The sequence below is a fragment of the Parapedobacter defluvii genome, from assembly GCF_014642075.1.
Lineage (GTDB): Bacteria > Bacteroidota > Bacteroidia > Sphingobacteriales > Sphingobacteriaceae > Parapedobacter > Parapedobacter defluvii.
Map to the genome: position 1 here is coordinate 24520 of NZ_BMIK01000009.1, position 25315 is coordinate 49834.

Consider the following 25315-nt stretch of genomic DNA (forward strand, 5'->3'; position numbering starts at 1 on the left):
AATTCTACCCCCTCCCCAAGCGGATTGTCAAACAACCCCAATCCATCTCCCCAACTTTGGCTATAAATATACGAGAATAGCCATGAACAGCAAAGCACCCAAAAGAAACAAGGGCAACCGCCATCCGGCTTGCAGCTTCGCCCCGAAATTCCGGCGTGCCAAAGGGCCGCACCGGCAGCGCATCCGGCAACTCCTGCGGGCATCCATCCCACTAAGTGAGGTACAGAAGTATGATGAAGAAATGGGCGAAACAGGATAAGATCCGAACGCCACAACAAAAGACATAACACAAAACACCGTTCCGGCAACCGCCTTCCGGTAGCAGCTTTGCGTACACCCGTGTGTACGGCAAGATGTATTTTCGTATACGAAAATGCCTTGCCGCCCCGTGGGCGGGTGACTTCGCTGCGGAACTTGCGAAGTCGGTGACCGACGGAAAAGAGATACCCAATGGCAAGGAAAAAGCTCACCAATCCCGATGACCTGCTCAACAGGCCGCTCGTGATCCGGGTCAACGAAGCCACCTACGCACGGCTTGAAAACATCCGGAAGGAAAGCGACTGCCACTGCATCGGCGAAGTGGCCCGGCGCATCCTATCCCGGCAGCGCATCAACCTGTTCCACCACGACGTATCCCTCGACCGCCCGATGGAGGAACTCACCCGCATCCGCAGGGAACTCAAAGCCATCGGCATCAACATCAACCAGCAGACCCACCGCTTCCACATCAGCGACAGCGAATCAGAACGGGCATTCTACGTCAACCGCACAGCCATACTTTATAAGGATGTGGGCGACAAGGTGGAACGACTGTTAGTTATGGTATCACAGCTTGCCGAGAAATGGTTACGAAAATAATCAGCGGCAAGAGCATCCGCGGCCTGCTCAACTACAACGAGCACAAGGTCACCGAGGGGGATGCCGAACTCATCATGGCCAGCCTGTTCGGCACCGAACTGGACAAACTCAGTTTCAACGCCAAACTGGAACGTTTCGAGAACCTCACCAAGCTCAGTCCGCAGGTCAGGACAAACGCCCTGCATATCATGCTCAACTTCGACACGAGCGAGAAACTCGACCATACCACCCTACAAAAAATAGCGGACACCTATATGGGCAAAATCGGCCTCGGTGACCAGCCCTACCTGGTCTACCTGCACAAGGACGTATCCCACCAGCACCTGCACATCGTCACCACCACCATCCAGCCGGACGGCAAGCCCATCAACATCCACAATATCGGCAAGGCGCTATCCGAACCCGCCCGCAAGGAAATCGAACGGAAGTTCAGGCTCGTACCTGCCGAAAGCAAGCAACGGGAACGGGTGGATGCCATCAAGGCCATCGACCCCGAAAAGGCGCAATACGGCAGGACCCCCACAAAACGCGCCATCAGCAACGTGGTCAGTGCCGTGGTACGCAGCTACAAATTCACCAGCCTTGCCGAACTGAATGCCGTGCTCAGCCAATACAACGTAGTGGCCGACCGGGGCAAGGAGGACACCGATATGTACAAGCACCGTGGGTTGGTCTACTCCATCATCGACGCGGAGGGCAACCGCATCGGCATCCCGTTCAAGGCCAGTGTGCTGCCCTATAAACCCACGCTGGACCACCTCGAAAAGAAATTCGAGCGCAACGCCGAAAAACGGAATCTCCACAAAGACGACTTCAAGCAGCGCATCGACAAGGTGATGGACGGCTACACCCAATTCACCAAAGCCACCTTCATCTCCGAATTGGCCAAGCAGGGCATCCATGCCGTATTCCGGCAGAATGAGCAAGGCCGGATCTACGGCATCACCTACGTGGACAATAGTCACAAGACGGTATTCAACGGCAGCGACCTCGGCAAAGTGTACACCGCAAAGGCCATCACCGAAAAATTGGCCCATGCGGATATGGCCGTTACCACCAAGCAAGGACAACAGCGGGGCAAGGAAACGGACAGCAAAAAACAAGGGCAACGCCAACAGCAAAAGACTTACCTGCGTCCGGCAGTCACGCCGACCAACTACCTGCAAACGGTATTAGCCAAACACCAGCCCCCGAAGCAGAAAGTGGATGATGGCAAAGGTCTGCTCGACATAGCCCTTGCCAAGACCGCACCCGATTACGCCCCGGCCATCCCGAAACGAAAGAAGAAACGACGCAAAGGCTTCCGCTTTTCAGGATAGCGATAATGCTGAATCTCAATACTCATGTCTCACATCTCATATCTACAATAAAATGAACACCGGAGAAGACATCCAATCCCTACGTAAGATAGCCGACCTCAGCAGGCTGATTAGTCTCTCCATACTGGGTATCCATATTTACCTCACCTGCTACCTCGCTTTCAGGGGTTGGGGTTGGACAGCCGAAATTACAGATAGTCTCATGGCCAATCTGGTCACTACCGGCTTATTTGACGGTACGACCAAGCCCAAGTTAGCCGCACTGGTTTTCCTTGCCATTTCGCTCATGGGTGTCAAGGGCCGCAAGGACGAGAAAATCGGCTGGCGCGGCATCGCCACCTATATCACCAGTGGCGTGTCACTCTATTTCGCCAGTGCCCTCGTGCTTTACCTGCCCGCTTCGCCAAGTGCCCTTGCCGCCGGATACATCGGCCTCACGGGAACGGGCTATTTGCTCATGCTCATTGGCGGCACCCACCTGTCACGCCTCATCAAATTCAGCCTGCAAAACGACATCTTCAATGCGGATAACGAAACATTCCCGCAGGAGGAACGCTTACTCGAAAATGAGTATTCCGTCAACCTGCCTGCGAAGTACAGGCTGAAAGACCGGATACGGGAAAGCTGGATTAATTTCATCAACCCGTTCCGTGGCCTACTGGTCATCGGCACGCCCGGTGCCGGAAAGTCCTATTTCGTCATCCGGCACATCATCGACCAGCACATCCGCAAGGGGTTCGCCTTGTTCGTCTATGACTTCAAGTATGACGACCTCACCAGGATTGCCTACAACAAACTGCTCCGGTACCGCAGGAATTACCCCGTACCCCCGAAATTCTACGTCATCAACTTCGACGACCTCAGCCGTACACACCGTTGCAACCCCCTCGATCCCCATAGTATGGATGACATCACCGATGCCACCGAAGCGTCACGGACAATCATGCTGGGCCTCAACCGCGAATGGATAAAGAAACAGGGCGACTTCTTCGTGGAATCGCCCATCAACTTCCTCACCGCCATCATTTGGTATCTGCGGCGGTACGGGGACGGCATCTATTGCACATTGCCCCATGTCATCGAACTCATGCAGGCCGACTACGACCCACTCTTTGCCATCCTTAGCCAGCAGGACGAGATCAAGACACTCATCAATCCGTTCATCTCCGCATTCCAGAACAACGCCAAGGAGCAACTGGAGGGGCAGATAGCCAGCGCCAAAATCGGGTTGGCACGGCTGTCATCCCCCCAACTCTATTACGTGCTGTCCGGCAACGACTTCACACTGGACGTGAACAATCCTGACCATCCTAAGATTGTCTGCCTCGGCAACAACCCGCAGAAGTTGCAGATATATGGGGCCGTGCTCTCCTTATATATATCACGTATGATCAAATTGGTCAACCGCAAGGGGCAACAGAAAAGCAGCCTCGTGTTCGACGAGTTCCCCACCATCTATTTCAACAACATCGACAGCCTCATCGCCACGGCCCGCTCCAACAAGGTGGCTACCACCATCGCCGTGCAGGATTTCAGCCAACTAAAAAAAGATTACGGTGCCGAGCAGGCCGACGTGATTACGGGCATCGTGGGCAACATCATCAGTGGGCAGGTCACGGGCGATACGGCGAAGACGCTTTCGGAAACGTTCGGCAAGATCATGCAGGACAGGACGAGCACCACGCTCACCAGTTCCGACACCACCTTCACCAAGTCCACGCAACTGGATTACGCCATCCCCGCATCCAAGATTGCCACACTTTCTTCCGGCACGTTCGTGGGCATGGTGGCCGACAACCCCGAGGAAAAAATTGCACTCAAGGTATTCCACAGCGAAGTACAGAACGACCATGCTGCCATCGCCTGTGAGGAAGCTGCCTACCAACCTATCCCCAGGATCGCTACCGTCACCGCCGAGGACATCCGTGAGAATTACTTGAAAATCAAACGCGAAGTTAGGGAATTGATGATGGAGGAGTTAGAACGGATAGAAATGGAATGGCCAGAAAAACCAAAACAACACGAGGCCGGAAATGCTAACGAATTGACGGAGCCCCCCGCGGGTGATCCGTCCGAAGGAAAGTCTATATCCATGTGAATTTACTGATAGTGAGGGGGTACAAAGTCTCGTCAAGCTAAGGGTAACAAAATATAGGGTTTTATGTGTCTAAATGTCCTCCAAAATTTGTTCGGCCTTACTTTTGAAACGGTAATCCATTAAGATCTTATCAAACATTTTTAAAAGCTTGGCTCGGTACTTTTTGCTTTTTTTGTCTTCATCATCTAACGCATTGTAAGCGCCGACTACAAATTTTGTGGCGTCGTCCTCCGATCTCAGCAAATAGTCATCTTCCTCCTCTTGACTGCTCTTAGTGATTGCCAAATCGAACAAATCTACGCAACTAAACGGGGCTTCCTTAGTCTTTTCTGTGAGATACTGTACGAAATATGAAGAAATTTTGAAACTCTTCGACGAGATGTATTTTTCGAGGAAGGATTTAATGTCCAAAATTTTTATTTCGTCCATGTGCAAAAATTCCAACCTAAAACGTCTCTGAAGACTCTTATTTGACTCGCTTAGGAGAAAGGTTAGTAGTTCGAAAACTTTGGTCTTAGAATTTTCATCAAAGTAAAAACCTTCAAATGCTACATGTACTGACCAATCATGGCTTTTTTCATTGGATTGCAGCAATTCAAAGAAGGTTTCTTTTGCCCCATTTTGTTCTTTCAGCCAGGAAAAGAATAATATGGAAACCAGCCATCGCATATCGTCATCGCCTAATTTATCAAATGATGCTACTAACTTTCTTAATGTCGGAATCAGGCGTACAAAGTCATGATTGACAAGATATTGCAGTGACCATAATGACGCTGCCAGAACATCGACATCTTGTTCGTTTTCCAGAATCCCTACGAAAAGATCGTATGCCCTTTCGGGATTTAAATGCATTAAAAAGGCATATTTAGATAAAACAATTGCCCTAACATAATTTTCTGAACTATTCAGTGCTTTTGCCAATGTAGAAAATACCGTATCTTCATGCTCGTTGCTATCAATGAACAACAAGGAGTAGGCCGCGGAACCCGCGATACTATTCAGTCCCCACGTTACTAATCCATTAATCGTTGTCTTTTTTTCCTTTACTTCTTCTAAAACAATTTTTGATTGTCTGTCGTCCTTGAATTCCGTTTGTTGAACAAGAAAATTGATAATGTCACTGTCGTAGACTTTGCTTTCTATCAAGTGTCTGGCAATCAAACCGCAAAGCGACATGTTAGCTTTTGATAGAACCAATCCATCTGTTAGTAGCCTTTTCAGGTATTTCAAAACAATCGCCGTATCTGCTTTTCCCTCGCCCAAGCCCCAAACCCCATGTACTTTATAATCTTGATGTACACGTTCATCAAGCATGATCGTGTCTATTAAACCGATTTTATTATCAGGATTGTTTTTGACCGCTTCATGGAATGCGCGTGCATTTTCATCTAGGCCTCCTTTTAGGAAGTGTGTTTCCCGACGGTTATTATCATACTTCAGAAATGACTTGATCCATTGTTCGTCACTCAGATATTGATATTTGTCTCGCTGGATAGGCGTACCCACAATACCTGCGATACCACCATTGCTTGGTCTGGCATCTTTGGTCTTTTTATACTTTCGTTCCAGTTCCTGGAACGTTCTCTTCAGTTGTAAGTCCTCTTCAATATACCTATTCGGCAATCGAAGGAGCATAAAATACTTCGTCAAGCCCCAACGTAGATGATAGAGTGGTTTGTCTCTTAGTTTATTCTGAGGGTATACGAACAATTCATCTTTGATTTTTAGGCGATTAATGATCCCAATGGACTTGTTTTTATCCGTTTCACTAAAATAGCAAAAGCCTTTTTCGAAAAGCTCCCGGAACTCAAAATTAAGCCTGCCATGACTCTTTAACAACGAGTTATTTTCAAGGTGTCGAAGTAGAAAGTGTATCTCATTCGGGTAGAGGGCTTCGTTTGTTTTCAATGCAAAAACCAATAAGCGGAGTCTACTCTCAGATTTTGTGGTGTTGTAACGATGCCAAAAATCGGCAAACACCTCACGGTGTTGTCCTGCAACTTTCCTTAAACAAACAGCTAATAACTTGTATAAAAACTCGTTCCCCTTTAAATGGTCCTCGTCACCCAAGTAGATATTGGCGTATTGAAACTCACCATCGATTCCCGCTTTCCTGTATCTTTTATCGTTGATTTTTTTCTCGACGATTTCTAACAAAATTGGGAATAAGAGCTCTGGGATTTTTTTCGCAATAATTTTCAGTAGCTTTTCCTCTTGATAGTCCCGATTTTTTGACTTGATAAAATATGTGTCGGACAGCAAATCATCCTCAATTTTTGAAAGCGCGTATTTTGGGTCGAAGTTTGCGATGGTCTCCAGCACATGGTGATATCCGTAAGCGTCGGTTTCCTTAAAATCCGTACATCTTTCAAATAACCTGTATGCATTGCTGTTATTCCAGTTTTTGAGCGAAAACAAGCACCATCTTACGAAACCTTCATCCTGAACGCCGGATAGAAATCCGAGAACCTTGTCTGGTGTTTCGACAAGCTGACTTTTGACAAAGACGGAACAAGTGTGCCTACGGTAATTCTCAACATCGACACTACTTCGGTTTCTGACGAGAAAGGACAATAAGGAGATTTTCGGTTTGGGCTTGGGCGTGACAGTACTTGGCGGCGTCCTTAGCGAATCCAATAGTCCATTAGTTAATGCCGCATCAAACCACCGCGTGCTTAAAGCATGTTCATAGAAAACTATCTGCCAATGAATGGACCGCTTTAGCTGCTCCACCAAGAATTTTATTTCTTCTTCACTGGGATCGTCTATTGAGGCCAAAAAAGAAATGAGAAGGTGCTTTATGTGGTAAAGGATACTGGTCTCCTCAAGTAGCTTATGTACTTCTTCAAGAAATTGTTTCGGTTTGTAATCTCGAAGGTAATTCAAAATCATTTTTAGAGCAGGGCGTATTAACAACGATTGGCGATGGCTTTTTATATACCATTTTATGCTCTTTCCTTCTTCAACAAATTTCTTTGCAAAGACAAAATCAAAAAATGTTTGGTGGAAAAATTGAATATACTTCCCTTTCCTAGTCAATAGGTTATGGCTGGTCAGGTAGCTTATTTCGTTGCTGAAATCTTCGTAGTTGGAATCGTACACTGAATTGATCTGCTGATTGGCAGCCATGTCGGTAGCGATTCCGTACAGTAGCCTCTTTATCCTGGCATTTTCAACTTTACCGGCAACATAATTATCCGTATGCACGATTTTTTGATCCCAAAGTACCTGATATAAATCTTGTACGGTTGTAATACCTTGAAAGTTTGGTTGTTGCTTTGCAATGATCGAAAATATATTAAGATATACGGGAGTCCTTAACAACCTTAGCAGTTTACTGGATATCTGCTTTCTACTTATATTAATTTTGTTTAGCTGCTGTACTACGGTTTCTTCCGGTAATTCTTGAACTCGGACCGATTTTACATTTCGATATGCCCGTAGCGTCTGGTCGTAATTCAAATCAAAAGTCCTCACCGACACAATAATTCGGACACCGTGAACATAGGTATACTTATCGATAAGTTTTTTGTAGGTATCGAGGTATTCCCTCCGGGATGATACAGATTGCGACAACGCATCAATTTGGTCAATGAGGACAACTAGATTTTTGTAATGTATTTTACATTGATCGATGAATTCAAAAACGGGGATTGATAGATTAACCTTTTCCTGAAGTTCTTTGAGGGTACCTGCATAATTTAAATCCGCTTTTACACCAAGTACAGGGATACCATCATCGGTAAGTTTATCATAAAGGTCTTTTAAGATTACCGTCTTGCCCGTACCAGCATTTGCAGCCAACAGGCAAATGTTTTCCGGACGGCCCTTGCTGTCTGTTGTCAAATCGCCGGTGACCCATTTATAGAGTTCATCCACTTCTTTTCTCGGTATATGAGATTCCGGAAAGCCCTCGAATTCGTTCTTTTGAAATTTCAAATCATTGGAAGCGTTTTGCAATTGCTGATCCAGCTCAATCACGGATAATTGGTTAATCCACAGTCTGTCGATCTTTTCCTCTATCCTCAATATTCCTTCATTATTGACGATGTTCTTTACTGCAAAAAACAATGGGATTAGATGCGCCGCTTTCGGCTCTGCTAACATTGCATCCAAATCTTGGGGTAAAATTCTTTTTATCTTTATTTTACCTAAAATATCCAACGCTTCATTTTTCAAATTTCCATCCGAAGACAGGTGTTTCAAGGTAGATTGCTTCAAACTTTTCGTTATCCATCGGTCAAGCATCGATTCCTTTCTAATAAGATGATTAAAGCCATCAATAAATTCATTGCATTTATTGTCAAAACCTTTGGAAACACAAACGAAATAAGTAAAGTCCTCTTTGTCAAATATCAATGATGGATTTGCCAATGCGTATAGTACGAATCGAGTAATCTCCTCTCCAAGAAGATTTTTGCTGAGATTATTCTGATACTGTTTACATTGGATCAAACCATAAGGGTTGCCCTTGACATATAGCACACAGTCCCTTCCGCTTTCTCTGACACCCGTCATCAATACTATATCATCAAACACATTGAATTCCCTGTGCTCGATTTTGATTTTATACAAGCTGTACACCAATTCCTCAAATCTTCTGGAATCGGAGATTTGGTTGTAAGGAAAAGGTTCGTTTTCAAAAGCGCGTGGCCTGTCTTTACCCTCTTTTACCTTGAGTTTTTCGAATGTCAAATCTTCCATCGTAAAACGAATATCCAAAATTTTAATAGTGCGTCGTAGCAGTTCTTATCAACAGATGTAGAATTATTCACCTTTTGTCAAACTCCAAGATGTAAGTTTTAAAGTCTAAGGTGCGTTTTCAAAGTTTGGAAAGCTGCAACCGGTCTTACATAATCAGCTTGTAGTCATTCGATACCAGTAAGGCTTTGGTCCGGATTTGATAGGTCAACTTGACGCCCAAAAATAGGAAAGCGCCGACGACCATACCGGCCCGACGCTTTCCATGTGACAATGCGTTGCGAGGTGTCCGGCCTACGCCACTTCCAATTCCCTGCGGGCGTTGGCGAGGTCATAATCCGTTTGCAGACCAATCCAGTATTCGGCACTGATGCCCAATTCCCTTTCCAGCTTCACGGCAGTGGTTGCGGTAATATTCCGCTTGCCGCTGAACAACTCACTTAAATGGCCGGGCAAAATATTCAATGCCTTCGCCAATTCTGATTTCTTTAATTTCCTTGCTTCGACCTCATCCAATAAGGCCTCGCCGGGATGGAGAACGAAATCAGTGATCAATTCTTCTCCGTTTTTTGATAATACTTGGTTTACCACGATATACGTCTCCTGTAATATTTGGTAAAGCTCCTTTTTTAGAAATTTTAAAAGTTTAAAAATTTTAACGTCAGGAATAATGGTTGCTGAGATCTTCCACGAAGATAATCTCAACACGCTCCCTGCCACCTTCCGTTTCCAGCCGGAACACGATGCGATAGGCATCGTTGACCCGCACGGAGTACTTTCCTTGTAGATTACCTGATAACTTTTCGAAATGAAGCGATTTGTTGGCCCGCAAATCGTTGCTGTTTTTCGCATTCTTCATTTGCAAAACACGTTTCTTGAAACCCCTGATGATTTCTTGGCCGAATCGCGGTTTTCCTTTCACGGCTTTGCCAACATAGAGGTCACTCAGGTAATCATCTTCGATGATGACGACCATTTTCTACATAGTATTTTTTTATGTTAAAGAACTAATAATTACCAAAAATAGGTAAAATATTTTTAATTACCAAATTTTGGTAAAAAAGTGTCTTGCTGGGGTTAAAATCAGTTTCAGCAGAGGTAACCATTTCCTTGCTTATACCTGCGGAATTAAAACCCTCGTGTATGTAATTGAGCCAATCTCGGTCCGAACGTCAGGAAGCCGCCTAATAGCCCATCCCAACCATCCATCATGCCTAAGACAACATTACTTTTATGCAGTGATATCATAAAAGTATAAATTTGAGAAATCATATTACGCTTAGTAAATTTAGTGCCATGTTACTTATACAAAAGGGACAACCAACCAAACTGCCGGAAGAATACCATTCTGTTAATAATATATGTGCCTATATATACGACCATCTTACGCTGATAGTAGCGAATCCAGACTATTATCCCTATTTACGTCTATCCTCCTTTCATTTTCCTGACGAAAACGGCGGACTAGATTTGCCACTTGAAAACGAACATATTTTAGACTGGTTAGCCAAAAATGAAAAGAAAAAAGAATTACAGCATTTTCTTATTAAACACATTTCGCTTAGCGTTTTAACTGATTTGGTGAATTTTATTCACGAATCACTTCTTGCTGCACAAAAAGGTAAAATAACCGTAGCGTATTCTTTACTACGGAAGCCGTTTACAGACGAATTGTTTCTTCTTGAACAGCTTCTCGCCGAGCCCGAATCATTTGTCGAATCCTTTTTTTATAACGGCGACCCAAAATCTTATGATCCTTCCAAAAGGAATACATCGGAATACAAGAGAAAAATCATCGCTGAATGCGTAAGGAAGTGTCCAAATTTTGGAATGTCATCCAGCTTGATATATGACTTTAGATATGAGAAATCCTGTGAATATGGCATTAATGGCATTTCAAATAAGGCATTACACATCGTTACCACAGACCAGCACTATAAAACCCAAAATCAGAATTTTAATTTTATATTTTCCACTGCTGACGACTATAAAAGATATTTTAAACATTACTACTTCATTGTCCCAATCCTGCTTATATATACAGCTAACGTCGTCGACGAAGTCATTTCTCAATTTTTGCCCGACGAAATCAATGATAAGGGCAAAATAATTAGGGGAATGCAGAGAATAGTTGCATATGAAAGTTTACGAGAAACCGGCGGAGGAATGTTCGCTTGGTTATCTAAGCAACTTACATTTGAATGTGATACTTGTAAAGTGGAAAGAGAACTAACCGTAGACCCGGAAAAATTTTTAGAATCGGGAGCTTTTTGCTGTCCCCAATGTGGCGCTCAGGCAATTTTCTCTGACGAAGAAATAGAGATTTTTAAGTTATTTCTTGACAACCTTAGAAATATCGACATGGATAATAGTAATCAGCAAGTAAAGGATCAGGCGACATAAATCAGAAATTCTTTTATTGTAGAACCTTACTTCCGCATCATTACCCGTTTGCAATTGTTCCAATCATACTGACTCAAACTCCGCTGGATAAACGACCATCCCGGAGACGTTCCTCAGCCCATCCGCAATCAATTCAATAGCCATGAAGGCATCGGAGGGCACCTCAAAAGGAGCTTTGATGTTCCATTTTTCCGCCGGTTCAAATCCGAATTTCGGATAGTACTGTTCATGGCCTACCACAATGACCGATTGGAAGCCCAGGCCGCTTGCCACCGCCAAGCCTTTGCGGACAAGCTGGCTGCCAATCCCTTGCTTTTGGTGTTCAGGCCTCACGGCCATTGGCGCTAGTGCCAGGCTACCATGCAGATTTCCATTGCTACCCCTGATAGTGATTTTCGTAAACAGGATATGCCCGACCACGATGGCCCCTATGACCGCCACGATGGAAAGCTCCGGCACGAATGCCGTTTCGTTCGCTCGTAACGCATCGACCAGCCTTGCCTCATTATCTTGGCCGAATGCCAGGCGGTTCACGTCGAATACCGCCGCAAAGTCGGCTGCTGTTTCCTGTCTTATGCTAATTGCCGCTGCCATCCGTTCGCTATTCCGTTATGCTACACCAAAGGCTTTTGGCAGGCCATCTGTCCGATAATCGCCAACAGCATCAGAAAAACCTGCTTTTTCATCCATCAGGTGGTAAAACGTTTTAAAGGTAGGAATTATCAATTAAAACCCACGCAGGTAAAATAACCACTACCTTTTTATGAACACGAAGTAACATCCATGTTAAATTTTCCCTAAATTTGTTTCACATATGCAGGACGAATGGCAGCATACGGCAAATACACGGATACGGAACTTTTCCTCCTTGTAAAAGAGGGAAATGAGCCGGCCTTTGCTGAAATCTACCGCCGCTATTGGCCGACTTTACTACGGCACGCACAGCGAATGCTGAATGATGAGGAAGAATGCCGGGACGTATTACAGGATGTGTTTGTCAAATTGCTCAACCAAGCCCCCGACCTCGAACTAAAAGTGTCCCTTTCGGCGTACCTGCATACCCTTGTACGACACCGTGTGCTCGACGTGCTTGACCGGAATAAGGTCAGGTTAAAATACCTGAATCAACTCGACAACGAAGAAGATAATGCTACGGCGATGACCGATGACGGTTTGCTGGAAAGGGAAGTGCTGCGTTTGGTCGGCGAAGAACTGGATGACATGCCAGTCCGTATGCGGGAGGTGTTCGAGTTGAGCCGGACGGAACAGCTATCGCACCGGGAGATCTCCGAAAAGCTGGACATATCCACCTCTACCGTCAAGTTCCATATCAACCACGCACTTACCCGTCTCCGGGCCCGCCTGGGCCTGTAAGCAGTACCTATCCAACCACCAATCAATTTTTCATTAAAAATTATTAATCTGGTTTTCAGTTGGTTGAAAAAAATACTGAAAATAACCTGCTTTCCCGACCTGTACCAACCGCCTACCATCCCGTCTTATAGGGGAAAGCAGTTATAAAGCGAGATGGACCAGCACGAGTTAGAAGCATTGATAAAACGTTACAAGAAGGGGGAATGTACACCCGAAGAAGCGGCGCGGCTAAAGGCGTGGTACAATCGCGCCCTGGAACGGCAGCAGGGCCCGCGACCGGCGTGGGATTACGATGCACTCCGGAAAGACGTTTTTGCGGAAATCATGCGGAACAGGCAATCACAGGGAAAAGTCAGGCGACTATCCCGCACCCCTATCCGCATCACTGCCGCAGCAGCGGTCATCATCGCATTATCGGTTGGCTTCTATTTCTTCGGCATCGACCGCCAGACAGCGGATATTGCCCCCGGCGGCAACAGGGCTACGCTCACGCTTGCAGACGGGCACACCATTGAGTTGAGTGAAGAAAAAACGGGCATTGTGATCGGTGATTTACTCACCTACGATGACGGCACGGCACTGGATGAAGCCGATGCGGGACAACGCACGTCTAACGTCTCGAACCTCCTGACCATATCGACGCCAAAAGGCGGGCAATACCAGATTACCCTGCCCGATGGCACCAAAGTATGGCTCAATGCCGCTTCATCATTACGTTACCCCATAGCATTTACCGGAAACGAACGCAACGTGGAATTGACCGGTGAAGGTTACTTCGAGGTAGCGCACAACAAAGCTGCTCCGTTCCGGGTACATACCGAAGGACAGGACGTGGAAGTCTTGGGTACCCATTTCAATATCAATAGCTATGCGGATGAACCTGCCGTAAGAACCACATTATTGGAAGGCTCGGTCCGCGTACATCCCGCTCCCGATTATCCGGCGGCCAAGCCCGCGTTGCTCCTGCCTGGGCAGCAGAGTGTATTGTCCACAGCAGGCCTTCAGTTGCAGGAGGTGGATACAGACGAGGCCATCGATTGGAAAAACGGCGAGTTTGTATGCCACAACGAGCCGTTGGAGAGCATCATGCGCAAGCTGGCCCGTTGGTACAACGTGGATGTGGAATACCGTGATACAATATCCGGTTCGGAGCTATTTAGTGGCACCATTTCCCGGTACGACGACGTATCGACCATGCTGCGTATGCTGGAACAGGCCGGGGACATCCGATTTGAAATCAGGGACCGAACGATTCTGGTATATAATAAGTAACAAAACGGATTCATCAATAACAAAGGAGGACACGGCCAGCACATACACACCCCACCCCCACCCGTAAAAAAGCCGGGAGTGTTGACAGCACTTCCGGCGGGTTCCTGCCAGGCAGGAATGTTCGGGACAAAAAATTGTTGCGTACAATAGTTTTTATCTAACCAAACATTCAAATGTATATAAATTTTACTGAAAATGTATTATACAGGCGCTTGCGCTGTATAAAAAGATTACTGCCGGGTTGGGGTTCCGCAGGATTGGACATAAGCCCGTCGATTTTACGAAAGGTGCTTATGCAGATAAATATAACATCGGTTATTTTGTTGATGGCCATCCTTCAGGTGGGTGCCACCAGTTTGGCCCAGCCTTACATTACGTACAATAAAAAGGATGCCACCCTTGCGCAGGTTTTCAAGGAGATCAAGCGGCAGACGGATTTCACTGTATTCTATTCGGCCAAAAAGCTCAATGACGACCGGAAAATCGATGCCCAATTCAATCAAACAGATTTAAAAGAAGTTCTTAACAAATGTCTAGAAGGACAGCCGCTCACCTTTACGATTGACGAGAAGACCATTATCATCAAAGAGCGGGAGAAACCCATCCCGCAGCGCATCAAGGAGTTTTTTACGGACGAAGAGGCTAGCGTGAAGCCTCAGCAACAGATCACCGGTAGCGTCACCGATAGCTTGGGTACGCCGTTGGAAGGCGCCAGCATCGTGGTGTTGACCGCCGACGGCAAACGCACGACGGTCCAAACCACCACCGATCGCAACGGCATGTTTCGGTTAAAAAACGTCCCGGATGGCGGGCAGGTTCAGGTATCATTTATCGGATATGCCGCTGCAACAGTGGTAGTGCAAGCAAACATGGGCACCATCCAGCTCAAAAAGTCCGAAAGCCCATTGGACGAAGTACAAATAATTGCATATGGTACGACAAGTCGAAGGTTAAATACTGGAAATGTCACTTCGGTTCGCGCCTCGGAAATTGAAAAGCAGCCGATCAATAATCCGATTTTAGCACTACAGGGACGGGTACCGGGTATAACAATAGCTCAGCAAACTGGTTTCGCCGGCAGTGGCATCAAGGTGAGGATACAGGGGCAGAATAGCCTTGCAAAAGGAAGTGAACCGCTGTATGTAATTGATGGGGTCCCGTTTGGATCGCAAATGCTTCCATCAGTAAGTAGCATACAAGGCACTGCAGGGGGGCAATCGGTAAGTCCGGGTTATGGGGTTGCAGGAAATCCCTTGAATTTTATAAATCCGAATGATATTGAGAGTATCGATGTCCTTAAAGACGCGGATGCAACTGCGATTTATGGTTCGCGTGCCGCCAACGGTGCTATCCTGATTACGACAAAAAAGGGCGGTTCAGGCGAAACCAAAGTGGACTTCAACCTTCAAAGTGGGTGGGGTACAGTTGCGCGTAAAATCGACCTACTGGATACCCGACAATACCTGGATATGCGATACGAGGCCTTCGAAAATGATGGCATCGATTGGCGCGATCCTGCGTTTGTGGCTAATGACTTGAAGGTTTGGGATACGACCCGCTATACGGACTGGCAAAAAGAGCTCATCGGGCAAACTGCTAATTATACGAATATAAGCGCTTTGATATCAGGAGGTACTGGAAACGTTCAATACTTGGTTGGTAGTACATACCATAGGGAAACAACGGTATTTCCGGACGATTTTTCCGATCAAAAGGCCTCCGTGCATTTTAATATCAATACCGCTTCTACTAACCAACGGTTTAAGATGCAATTTTCGGGAAACTACATGCTGGACGACAATCGGCTGCCGAACGAGGACATCACCAGCCACGCACTTTATCTCCCACCGGTAGCGCCTCCGCTTTATACGGATGATGGCGAACTCAATTGGGAGCCGAATGCTGCTGGTTCGTCAACATGGGAGAACCCTGTGTCTTATCTATACCGTAGATTCAATAACAAAACGACTAATTTAATAGGCAATACGGTATTGAGCTATGAGATAATACCTGGATTAAATATAAAAAGCAGTTTGGGTTATACGAATCTTCATTCAGATCAAATTCGTCTTTCCCCGTTGACCGCTCTTCGCCCTGAAGATCGCCCCAATGGCGGCAGAAACGCGGGTTATGGGAACAGCAATATCCGGTCTTGGATTGCCGAGCCCCAAATAACATATAAGAGAACTGTTTGGAAAGGAAGGCTGGATGTATTGATTGGCTCGACCTTTCAACAGCAGAACAGTACTGGTCAGCATTTGTCTGGTTGGTACTATAATTCTGACGACGCTATGCTAGCCATCAGAAATGCAGGTTCGGTTTTTTCTGGGCCTTCTTTCGCATTATTGTACAGGTACAATGCGCTCTTTAGTCGGGTTAACTATAATATTGCTGATAAATACATTGTCAATATTACGGCGCGTCGGGATGGCAGTAGTCGATTCGGCGGAGCCAATCAGCTTCAGAATTTCGGCGCAATTGGCGCTGCGTGGATATTTTCTGAAGAACCAATTATTGACGAGAACCTGCCAATTGTAAGTTTCGGTAAATTGAGGGGGAGTTACGGAATAACGGGTAATGACCAAATCGGCGACTATGAGTTTTTTAATTTATATACATCCGTGTTTGCACCGGTGCCTTATCAGGGGGTATCAAGTTTAGCGACAACCGGTCTACCGAATCCGCACCTGCAATGGGAACAAACAAGAAAAATGCAGTTAGGAATCGATCTCGGCTTGTTTGAAGATCAACTTCTGTTGAATGCAACCTACTATGATAACCGATCGTCCAACCAATTGATATCTTATCGGCTACCTATCATAACAGGCTTTTCTAATATTGCTCAGAACTTTCCGGCAACAATCCAAAATTACGGATGGGAACTATCGTTGCAATCAACAAACATCGATTCCAGAAAGTTTAAATGGACAAGTAACATCAATATAACCGTTGCCAGAAATAAACTATTAAGATTTCCGAACATTGAAAATTCTTCATATGCAGGTTGGTTGGAGATCGGACAACCGACAACAATTAATAGAGCATTCCATTTTATGGGGGTGAACCCAGAAACGGGAGTTTATCAATTTGCGAGTAGCGATGGGCAGCCGACGTCGACACCAAGCGACCCATCGGATAAAACGGTATTATTTGACACGTCACCAACTCTGTATGGAGGACTCCAGAATTCTATCGGCTATGCGGGATTCGACCTCGATTTTTTGTTTCAATTCGTAAAACAAAAAGGCCGTAATTTCAGAATGGGTTACGGTTTGCCGGGAATTAATAGGAACCAACCCGTAGAAGTTTTGGGTCGCTGGCAGAGGCCGGGTGATAATGCAACCTATCAGCGGTTTAATTCAAACTACAGTATAGGCGATCAGTATCGGCTTGGAGAAGCTTCAGATATCAGCTATTCGGACGCCTCCTACATACGGCTGAAGAACGTCTCATTATCCTGGAGTTTGCCTGAAAAATGGCGGGTAAGCGATTTCGTACGAAATACGAAACTATATGCACAAGGGCAGAATTTACTAACATTCACAAATTTCGTTGGTGGTGACCCAGAATACCCGGGTTCGTTAGGATTGCCTCCCCTTCGTATATTCACTGTTGGTGTCAAGGCGACGCTTTAATCATAGTTGAAATAGTTAAAAGAATATTAGCATGCGATCGAGATATATTTTAAAGTCAGTTGGTTACATATTGATTGTGCTATCATGTTTGCTTTCCTTATCGTGCTCGAAATGGATTGCCGTTGACCCTCCGTATACAAGCGTTAATCAAGATAATGTGTTCGATGACGACATTACCGCTGCGGCCGTCTTAACGGGCATCTATACCAATATGTGTTCGGGGCCTATGGATGCCGCCCGGTTTGTTTCACTGTCCTTACTAGGAGGGCTATCGGCTGATGAACTTACCCTTCATAGCGCCGATGCAAACCCCAGCTATGTCCAGTACTATCAAAATTCGCTATCCGCCAGTACACTGACGCAGGGTTTCGACTATTGGTCATGGCTTTATCCAATCATCTTTAAAGCGAATGCGGCCATAGATGGATTAGAGAAGTCAACCAAGTTGACCCCGATAGTTAAGCAACGTCTGCTTGGCGAGGCCAAGTTCATTAGGGCGTTCTGTTATTTTTATTTGGTGAATTTCTACGGCGATACACCATTGGTGCTGGGTGTTGACTGGAAAGATAATGCGGCCGCGACGCGGATGGATGGCTCGGTTGTCTACCAGCAAATTATTAGCGACTTAAAGGACGCACAGCGGGATCTTTCCGAAAATTATTTGGATGCAAACGTGAGTGCTACGACCAGTGAGCGAGTCCGGCCAAACAAATGGGCAGCAACGGCCATGCTCGCACGGGTATACCTGTACACCGGAGATTATGCTGGAGCCGAAATAGAAGCAACCGCAGTGATCCAGCAATCGGATCTTTATGGCCTGAGTTCGCTTAATGATGTTTTTTTGAAAAATAGTCGCGAGGCGATTTGGCAACTGCAGCCTATCTTGAGCGGGGCGAATACCCCCGAAGGCATTTTGTTTATCATTCCGGAAACAGGGCCAAATGAAAACAGCTGGCCTGTTTATTTAAGTGAAGATTTACTCGGTAGCTTTGAAGAAGAGGATCAACGTAAATCAGAGTGGGTAGGTAATGTTGACGTGAATGGAATAACGTTCTACTATCCATACAAATACAAAGTAAGCGTCTTTAATCAGCCGATAACGGAGTATTCCATGGTTCTCCGGCTCGCGGAACAATACCTGATCCGGGCAGAGGCATTAGCACAGCAGGATAAGTTAGTGGAGGCTGCGAGCGATTTGGTTGCGGTTCGGGGCCGGGCGGGCCTTGGGGATGTAGAAGCCACAACAAAATCGGAACTATTAGACGCAATCCTTCACGAGCGCCGGATAGAATTCTTTACCGAATCAGGGCACCGGTGGCTGGATCTTAAACGTACAGGTAGCGTTAACGAAGTCATGGCGGAAGTGACTCCTCGAAAGGGTGGTACTTGGGATGCAAATTGGCAATGGTATCCAATCCTGCAAGTCGAACTTGAAAAGGCGCCGCAACTTATCCAGAACAGTGGTTATTAAGTGATTTCCAGTGAATCCACCCTTAAGGAAAGTCCATTTGGGCTTTCTTTAAGGGCCCACTATGGATGAATTTCTACGGTGAATAAGATTAATTCATTCAATTAGATACAACGAAAGTGATAAGATACTAAGCAAATAAGAAATGGCAACACATCAAATCGTAGAAATCAAAAATCTTTCGCATCGTTACGCAACCGCGTGGGCGATACGAGACATCAATTTCGAAATAAACAAAAAGGGCATCTACGGCCTTTTGGGATCTAATGGGGCAGGAAAGTCGACCACGATGAATATTCTCTGTGGAGTACTAAATCAGACGGAAGGCAGCGTCTACATCAATGGGATAAATACAAATGAAAGCCCCATTGACGCGAAGCGGCAAATCGGATTTCTTCCCCAGGTTGCTCCACTATACCTCGATTTGACGACGTATGAATACCTCTTGTACTGCGCGCGGCTGAGGGATATTAAGGAAGCTGCGATACCGCCATCACTGGAAGAAGTGATGGAAAAATGCGGCATCGTACACGTTAGGAATCGTCTGCTGAAGAATCTTTCTGGGGGATACAGGCAACGGGTCGGTATTGCGCAGGCAATCGTACATAAGCCAAAAGTGGTGATTCTCGACGAGCCCACAAATGGCCTGGATCCCGTCCAGATTGTGGAAGTCCGTAACCTGATCAAGGAAATTGCGCAGGATCGAACCGTGATCCTGTCGTCCCATATCCTGAGCGAAATTCAGGTATTGTGCGAAGATATCATCATGATCGAACAGGGAAGGCTGGTGTTTTCCGATAGTATGGAGGCATTTAACAACTACATCGCACCCCAGAGCCTGCTAGTTGAATTTGAAAATGCACCAGACTTGGAAAGTGTCGCGGCAATTAAAGGCATCAATCGGGTTGAACAACTGGGGATTAAATCCTATCGGGTGTTTTTCGACGGTGATAAAAGTGTCTGTGAAGGGATAGTCAAGGAAAGCGTAGGGAAGGGATGGCGGCTGACCGAATTGACCGTTGAAAAGAATTCGGTTGATGAGATATTCAGGCAATTAACTAAAAACACCGCAAATAATTAGTAATGAAAAAAATATTTCACATCGCTAGAAACGAACTGCACACGTTATTTTATTCTCCCATAGCGTGGATACTAATGATTCTTTTTGTGGTCTTGACCAGCGCAGACTACATCGGTGTTACTGATTTTTACTTGATGGGATTTGAAAAGGGTGGATTGTACTTGAGAGCCATGAAGGACTTGACGACTCAATTGACAGCAAATCCACCCGGTGGATATCTGTTTAAGGTAATCAAGAATTTGTACATATTCTTCCCGTTGATTACGATGGGTTTGATTAGTCGGGAAACGAGCAGCGGTACAATCAAACTCCTCTACTCTTCACCCATTCGGGTCAGGGAGATCGTCTTGGGCAAATATGTAGCCGTACTCTGTTTTACATTTTGCTTGTTGGCGTTGGTTGTCTTTACTTATGTGGGGGTAGCAATCAGCCTGGAGAATCCCGATTATGGGCAGATGCTCGCTTCGCTACTGGGTCTTTTCCTTGTGTTGGCTACATATGCTGCAATTGGATTGTTTATATCGGCTTTGACTTCCTACCAGATTGTCGCGGCGATTATTACCTTGGGCCTATTTGCGCTATTCTCAAATGTAGGGGACCTTTGGCAAGAGATAGAAGCTGCCCGTAACATAACCTATTACCTAAACATCGGTGAGAAGTCATTCAATTTTATTCGCGGTCTGATGAACCTCAGGGATTTATTTTACTTCATCATTCTGATAGCGACTTTTTTGTGTTTTACGACGATTCGCATCAAAGCGGCAACAGAATCCGTTTCCGTGGGTAAGAAGACGATGCGCTACCTACTTGTAGTCACTATCGCTTTCGTTGTTGGTTACATTACGAGCAGGCCCCAATTAAATGTATATGTGGATGCCACTCGCGATCAGATTTACACCATTACGCCGCCAACCCAAAGCATGTTGGCTAAATTGAGTGATGGCGAGTTGGAAATCATCGGTTTTTCGAACTTGTTTCAAATGAGTCGATGGCGCTTCCTTTCAAGTCAGCAAAACAGCATTGTCAGTAATGTGTGGGAACCCTACATCCGGTTCAAACCTGATATAAAGGTGAAGTTTCAGTCATATTATGACCTTGATACGAACTCATATCATTATAAGCTAAATCCAGACAAAACCATCGATGAAATCGCAGAGAAAGAGGCGAAGACATTTAGAACGGATATAGAGCACTATTTAACGCCGGATCAGGTCAATCAACTTGTTGATGTTAAAGAGGAAGAATTCAGGAGTTTCTTCTTGCTAAAATATAAAGATAAAACGACCATCGTTAGGACATTCGATGATCAGGAATTTTGGCCATCTGAAAACGAGATTGCGGCAGCAATCAATCAGTTAATCGATACCGCACCAAAGGTAGTCTTTTTATCTGATGAGATTGAACGCAGTCCCTTCTTAAAGCGGACAAGGGATTATTCAACGCTAACAAGCAGTCGGGGCTTTAGGTACTCCTTGATTAATCAAGGTTACGATTTTGACACGCTATCATTGAAGCAACGGGATATCCCCGATGGAATAGCGGCATTGGCGATTGCGGATCCCCGCACACCGATTTCGGCAAGTAATCTGGAAAAAATCAGCAAGTACATAGACCAGGGCGGTAATCTCTTTATAGCCAGCGAACCGGATAGGAAAGAAGTGACGAAACCGCTATTCGATAAGCTGGGGCTTTCCTTGCGGGATGGGCTATTGATCCAGCCTAACGATTATTTCTCGAGTCACTGTGCATTTGCAGTCCTCACAGATACAGCCAAAGATCTATCCCCACAATTTGCACAATTCATAACAGATGAAACTAAATACCGAGGGGATTCCGTATTCCGGGTAGCGATGGAGGGGGCAAGCGCCATTGAATATCAAGAAAAAGACGGCTTTCAGGTAGAACCGTTACTTTATACCGATTCAACACTAAGCTGGAATCGATTGGCGCCAATTAGCGAAGATTCGTTACAGCTTGAGGTGGAAAGGTTGCCCAGTGACGAACGTGGCAGCTTCGTCACGGCATTGGGCATGAAACGGGTGGTCAATGGCAAAGAGCAACGGATTGTCGTAACAAGTGATGCCGATTTCCTCACACGCACGCAGTCTGCCGGGACAGGTTATCCGTATCGGTATAATTTTGAATTCGGCTTTTGGAGTTTCAGCCGCTTCTCGTACGGAGCGTTTCCCGCCAATACGCTTAGACCGCAAACCGATGATAAATTCCGTGTTACGGTAAATAGCATTCCAAAACAAAAGGTGATTTATTATTGGATTATTCCTGCATTGATCGCATTGATTGCGTCCATCATCCTGATCCGCCGCAAACGTAAATAATCGAAAAGTGAAGTATTTAACAATAGACGAACAGACGATAAGTGATCTGGGCATATTCAGTGCAGCCGGAAAACCCTCCATCTTCGATTTGTACAATAAAACGTGTACGCAAGGAGGGGCGGTGAGATTGGAAGCCCTTTTCCGCCGCCCGTTGGCAGACGAGAAATCAATCAACGCAAGGGTGGGACTTTACAAGTATTTCAGCATGCAGGAATTCCAATTCCCCGTCGATTCGACCACAATTGGCACGATAGCCTATTACCTGGAAAATGATGACGTAAGAACCCAATTACAGGTCGGGGGTCAGTCGTTGAGCCAGCGACTCAAAGATATGGTAGCCACCGATGCTGACCAAATGTTCGTGCACGACGGGGTGCAGGCTGTGCTGCGCTTGTTTTACAGGCTGGATATGTTCCTCCAGCAGCAGGAAACACGGGTGGCCGGTACCGCTTTTGAGCCCGATTATACCAAGCTGAGGGAATTGGTTAACGCACAAGAGTTCGGAGAGGTACGGCTACATGGAAGCGCTAAATTTGAGGTAAAGCTGAACGTGATGGAACTTGCCGAACTGGATAAACGGGTGCGCTTTGATCACCGCGAAAGCATGCTGGAGTTATTGGAACTGCTGTATGACCTGGATGTGTGTATTGCCATCGGGCAGCTGGCGCGTAGCCGAAATTATAATTTTGCCAAGGCCATGCCACGGGAAAGTGATGGTCTCCATTACGAAGAGGTATTCCACCCGCATGTGGAAGGCGCCATAGCGAACGATCTCGATCTAGACAGGGAATATAATGTGCTATTTCTCACCGGTGCCAATATGGCGGGTAAGTCGACGCTGATGAAAAGCATCGGAGTGGCACTTTACCTTGCGCATATCGGATTTCCCGTAGCGGCTAAAAATTTAACGTTTGCGGTACGGGATGGGATTTATACCAGCATCAACCTGGCCGACAACCTCAGTATGGGTGCCAGCCATTACTACGCGGAAGTGCTGCGGGTTAAAAAAGTAGCAGTGGCCTTAAGTGAGGGGCAGCGGCTTTTTGTCATTTTCGATGAACTGTTCCGGGGCACCAACGTAAAGGATGCCTATGACGCCACCATCGCGCTGACCACAGCCTTCGCTGCCAAACACGGCAGCCACTTTGTAATCTCCACGCACATCATGGAAGCGGGCGAAGCCTTACAGCAGGAAGCTTTGCCGATAAGGTATCAATACCTGCCCACCGAGATGGATGGCAATACGCCGGTGTATACCCGACTATTGAAGGAAGGAATCACGGCGGACCGACAGGGAATGGTCATTATCCAGAATGAGGGCATCCTGGAAATGCTGGACGAAGGATTGAAAAAAATGGAGGGCGTGCAATGGCATTCATAACGGATAAACAGACATTGGCCGACCTGAACCTGATGGGGAAATACAAGATTGGCTCCATGTTCAACCTGTTCAACCGGGTAAAGACACGGGGCGGCGAATTGCTGCTGGAGGAGATGTTCCGGGCACCTTTGGTCGACGCTATGGCGATAAACCAACGCTCGGCCCGTATCGAATACCTGGGCAGACTGGGGGTGAAGCTGGAAATCAACGGCGAGCTCACCGAGATGGCTTCGGAATACCTGACCCAGCCACGGCCGGCCAACCCGTTGAGTAGCCTATTCAACTGCTACAAAGAAAAGACACAGGAGGTACTCTACCGCTCGCAAAAATATGCCATCCAGCAGCGACATATCTTCGCGGTACAGGAAGTGTTGTTAGCGGCCAGTAACCTGCTCGGCCAACTGGAAAAGCAAGGTCAAGGCGAGCACCCCTGCAAGGCGATTCAGGATCGGGTCTCGGCGATTATTAATGCACCGGGCTTGAAACAGCTTAAGCCGAAGTACCCCTATACCGTGCAGCAGATGGCCCAATGCCAATTCCTGATGCTGAACAGGTACCGGCGGGAACTGGAGGAACTGCTGCGGCTGCTTTATGAGCTGGATGTCTATCTTTCCGTCGGACAGGTGGCGGTAGACAAAGGCCTGGTTTATGCACAAGCAGTGGATGTAGGCTCTGGCCAAACCAACGATTGGATTGAGGTGGTGAACTTAAAGCACCCCGCATTGGCGGATGCGGTGGGCAATACCATTACACTCAGCAGGCAGGAAAACGTCGTTTTCCTTACCGGTGCGAACATGGCGGGGAAATCCACGTGGATGAAAACGCTGGGTATTTCATTTTACCTGGCCCATATGGGCTTTCCGGTGGCCGCCGAGCGGATGCGTTTCGCGGTAATGGAAGGTCTCTTTACATCCATCAATGTGCCGGACGATATCAGTCAGGGCTGGAGCCATTTCTATGCGGAAGTGATGCGGGTGAAGTTGGTGGCGAAAGAAGTGAGCAGCGGAAAGCGGCTGTTCGTCCTGTTCGATGAGCTATTCAAGGGAACCAATGTGAAGGACGCCTACGACGCGACATTAGCGGTTACCCAGAAATTGGCAAAATACCATACCTGTGCCTTTGTCATCTCCACGCACATCATCGAGGTAGGCGATGCATTGCACGGTACGGCGAACATCCAATTCCGATACATGCCCACGGTGATGGAAGGGGCAGTACCTCGTTATACGTACCGGATGGCATCCGGCATCACAACGGACCGACAGGGAATGATCATCATCGAAAACGAAGGGATACTGGAAATGCTTGGCCGACCGGTATCCGACCACAGCTAGACAATAAATAGATTAATCAGACAAACGACAGATGTACAGGCATAATAAAATAACG

17 protein-coding genes are annotated in these 25315 nt (G+C 46.4%); 13 read left to right on the plus strand and 4 right to left on the minus strand.

The genetic code is table 11. From position 1 onward, the window contains the following. Positions 1 to 82: 82 nt before the first annotated feature. From IEX60_RS13530 to mobC, 4 genes are all read left to right on the plus strand, one after another. Positions 83 to 259, plus strand: coding sequence for a hypothetical protein (locus tag IEX60_RS13530; RefSeq protein WP_188751505.1), 177 nt, complete (start codon positions 83 to 85; stop codon positions 257 to 259). 191 nt (positions 260 to 450) lie between these two features. Continuing rightward, positions 451 to 858 carry a mobilization protein gene (locus tag IEX60_RS13535; RefSeq protein WP_188751507.1) on the plus strand — a complete coding sequence of 136 codons (408 nt, stop codon included), beginning with the start codon at positions 451 to 453 and terminating at the stop codon, positions 856 to 858. Then, positions 843 to 2177, plus strand: a complete 1335-nt coding sequence (locus tag IEX60_RS13540; RefSeq protein WP_188751508.1) for a relaxase/mobilization nuclease domain-containing protein — start codon at positions 843 to 845, stop codon at positions 2175 to 2177. Before IEX60_RS13535 ends, IEX60_RS13540 begins: the two co-directional genes overlap by 16 nt. A gap of 52 nt (positions 2178 to 2229) precedes the next feature. After that, the gene (gene mobC / locus IEX60_RS13545) at positions 2230 to 4275 is read left to right on the plus strand and encodes a conjugal transfer protein MobC (protein ID WP_188751509.1); all 2046 of its coding nucleotides are present in this window, start codon (positions 2230 to 2232) and stop codon (positions 4273 to 4275) included. A 69-nt stretch (positions 4276 to 4344) separates the two neighbouring features. Here the strand turns inward: mobC and IEX60_RS13550 are convergent, their stop codons facing one another. From IEX60_RS13550 to IEX60_RS13560, 3 genes are all read right to left on the minus strand, one after another. After that, entirely contained in the window at positions 4345 to 8979 is a 4635-nt protein-coding gene (locus IEX60_RS13550; protein ID WP_188751510.1) for an NACHT domain-containing protein, read from the minus strand. Between the two features lie 291 nt (positions 8980 to 9270). Beyond that, a complete protein-coding gene (locus tag IEX60_RS13555) occupies positions 9271 to 9531 on the minus strand; it encodes a HigA family addiction module antitoxin (RefSeq protein WP_188751511.1) in 261 nt (86 codons plus the stop codon). Between the two features lie 106 nt (positions 9532 to 9637). Continuing rightward, a complete protein-coding gene (locus IEX60_RS13560) occupies positions 9638 to 9952 on the minus strand; it encodes a type II toxin-antitoxin system RelE/ParE family toxin (RefSeq protein WP_188751512.1) in 315 nt (104 codons plus the stop codon). A 320-nt stretch (positions 9953 to 10272) separates the two neighbouring features. On the opposite strand from IEX60_RS13560, the gene IEX60_RS13565 reads away from it, so the two are divergent. Then, positions 10273 to 11379 carry a hypothetical protein gene (locus IEX60_RS13565; RefSeq protein WP_188751514.1) on the plus strand — a complete coding sequence of 369 codons (1107 nt, stop codon included), beginning with the start codon at positions 10273 to 10275 and terminating at the stop codon, positions 11377 to 11379. Positions 11380 to 11442: 63 nt separating this feature from the next. Here IEX60_RS13565 and IEX60_RS13570 read toward each other — a convergent pair whose 3' ends face one another. Beyond that, positions 11443 to 11973 carry a GNAT family N-acetyltransferase gene (locus IEX60_RS13570; RefSeq protein WP_188751516.1) on the minus strand — a complete coding sequence of 177 codons (531 nt, stop codon included), beginning with the start codon at positions 11971 to 11973 and terminating at the stop codon, positions 11443 to 11445. Between the two features lie 231 nt (positions 11974 to 12204). Between IEX60_RS13570 and IEX60_RS13575 the strand changes: the two genes are divergently transcribed. From IEX60_RS13575 to IEX60_RS13610, 8 genes are all read left to right on the plus strand, one after another. Further along, a complete protein-coding gene (locus tag IEX60_RS13575; RefSeq protein WP_188751518.1) occupies positions 12205 to 12753 on the plus strand; it encodes an RNA polymerase sigma factor in 549 nt (182 codons plus the stop codon). A 153-nt stretch (positions 12754 to 12906) separates the two neighbouring features. Beyond that, on the plus strand, positions 12907 to 14025 hold the full coding sequence (locus IEX60_RS13580) for a FecR family protein (protein WP_188751520.1): 1119 nt from the start codon (positions 12907 to 12909) through the stop codon (positions 14023 to 14025). A gap of 293 nt (positions 14026 to 14318) precedes the next feature. Further along, positions 14319 to 17660, plus strand: a complete 3342-nt coding sequence (locus tag IEX60_RS13585) for a SusC/RagA family TonB-linked outer membrane protein (protein ID WP_188751522.1) — start codon at positions 14319 to 14321, stop codon at positions 17658 to 17660. A 157-nt stretch (positions 17661 to 17817) separates the two neighbouring features. Continuing rightward, positions 17818 to 19131: a RagB/SusD family nutrient uptake outer membrane protein gene (locus IEX60_RS13590; protein ID WP_188751525.1), complete on the plus strand. Its 1314-nt coding sequence runs from the start codon at positions 17818 to 17820 to the stop codon at positions 19129 to 19131. A gap of 142 nt (positions 19132 to 19273) precedes the next feature. Further along, positions 19274 to 20209, plus strand: a complete 936-nt coding sequence (locus IEX60_RS13595; protein ID WP_188751527.1) for an ABC transporter ATP-binding protein — start codon at positions 19274 to 19276, stop codon at positions 20207 to 20209. Positions 20210 to 20211: 2 nt separating this feature from the next. Then, positions 20212 to 22545: a Gldg family protein gene (locus tag IEX60_RS13600; RefSeq protein ID WP_188751528.1), complete on the plus strand. Its 2334-nt coding sequence runs from the start codon at positions 20212 to 20214 to the stop codon at positions 22543 to 22545. Positions 22546 to 22552: 7 nt separating this feature from the next. Continuing rightward, on the plus strand, positions 22553 to 23926 hold the full coding sequence (locus tag IEX60_RS13605; protein ID WP_188751530.1) for a MutS-related protein: 1374 nt from the start codon (positions 22553 to 22555) through the stop codon (positions 23924 to 23926). Beyond that, positions 23914 to 25260, plus strand: a complete 1347-nt coding sequence (locus IEX60_RS13610) for a MutS-related protein (protein ID WP_188751532.1) — start codon at positions 23914 to 23916, stop codon at positions 25258 to 25260. The genes IEX60_RS13605 and IEX60_RS13610 overlap by 13 nt, the downstream gene beginning before the upstream one ends. Positions 25261 to 25315: the final 55 nt, after the last annotated feature.

Bases quoted from the DNA above. Each gene is read 5' to 3' on its own strand.
- IEX60_RS13530 (WP_188751505.1), top strand. From the start codon at position 83: ATGAACAGCAAAGCACCCAAAAGAAACAAGGGCAACCGCCATCCGGCT.
- IEX60_RS13570 (WP_188751516.1), bottom strand. From the start codon at position 11,973: ATGGCAGCGGCAATTAGCATAAGACAGGAAACAGCAGCCGACTTTGCG.
- IEX60_RS13585 (WP_188751522.1), top strand. From the start codon at position 14,319: ATGCAGATAAATATAACATCGGTTATTTTGTTGATGGCCATCCTTCAG.
- IEX60_RS13565 (WP_188751514.1), top strand. From the start codon at position 10,273: ATGTTACTTATACAAAAGGGACAACCAACCAAACTGCCGGAAGAATAC.
- IEX60_RS13580 (WP_188751520.1), top strand. From the start codon at position 12,907: ATGGACCAGCACGAGTTAGAAGCATTGATAAAACGTTACAAGAAGGGG.
- IEX60_RS13560 (WP_188751512.1), bottom strand. From the start codon at position 9,952: ATGGTCGTCATCATCGAAGATGATTACCTGAGTGACCTCTATGTTGGC.
- IEX60_RS13550 (WP_188751510.1), bottom strand. From the start codon at position 8,979: ATGGAAGATTTGACATTCGAAAAACTCAAGGTAAAAGAGGGTAAAGAC.
- IEX60_RS13600 (WP_188751528.1), top strand. From the start codon at position 20,212: ATGAAAAAAATATTTCACATCGCTAGAAACGAACTGCACACGTTATTT.
- IEX60_RS13610 (WP_188751532.1), top strand. From the start codon at position 23,914: ATGGCATTCATAACGGATAAACAGACATTGGCCGACCTGAACCTGATG.
- IEX60_RS13575 (WP_188751518.1), top strand. From the start codon at position 12,205: ATGGCAGCATACGGCAAATACACGGATACGGAACTTTTCCTCCTTGTA.
- mobC (WP_188751509.1), top strand. From the start codon at position 2,230: ATGAACACCGGAGAAGACATCCAATCCCTACGTAAGATAGCCGACCTC.
- IEX60_RS13540 (WP_188751508.1), top strand. From the start codon at position 843: ATGGTTACGAAAATAATCAGCGGCAAGAGCATCCGCGGCCTGCTCAAC.
- IEX60_RS13535 (WP_188751507.1), top strand. From the start codon at position 451: ATGGCAAGGAAAAAGCTCACCAATCCCGATGACCTGCTCAACAGGCCG.
- IEX60_RS13595 (WP_188751527.1), top strand. From the start codon at position 19,274: ATGGCAACACATCAAATCGTAGAAATCAAAAATCTTTCGCATCGTTAC.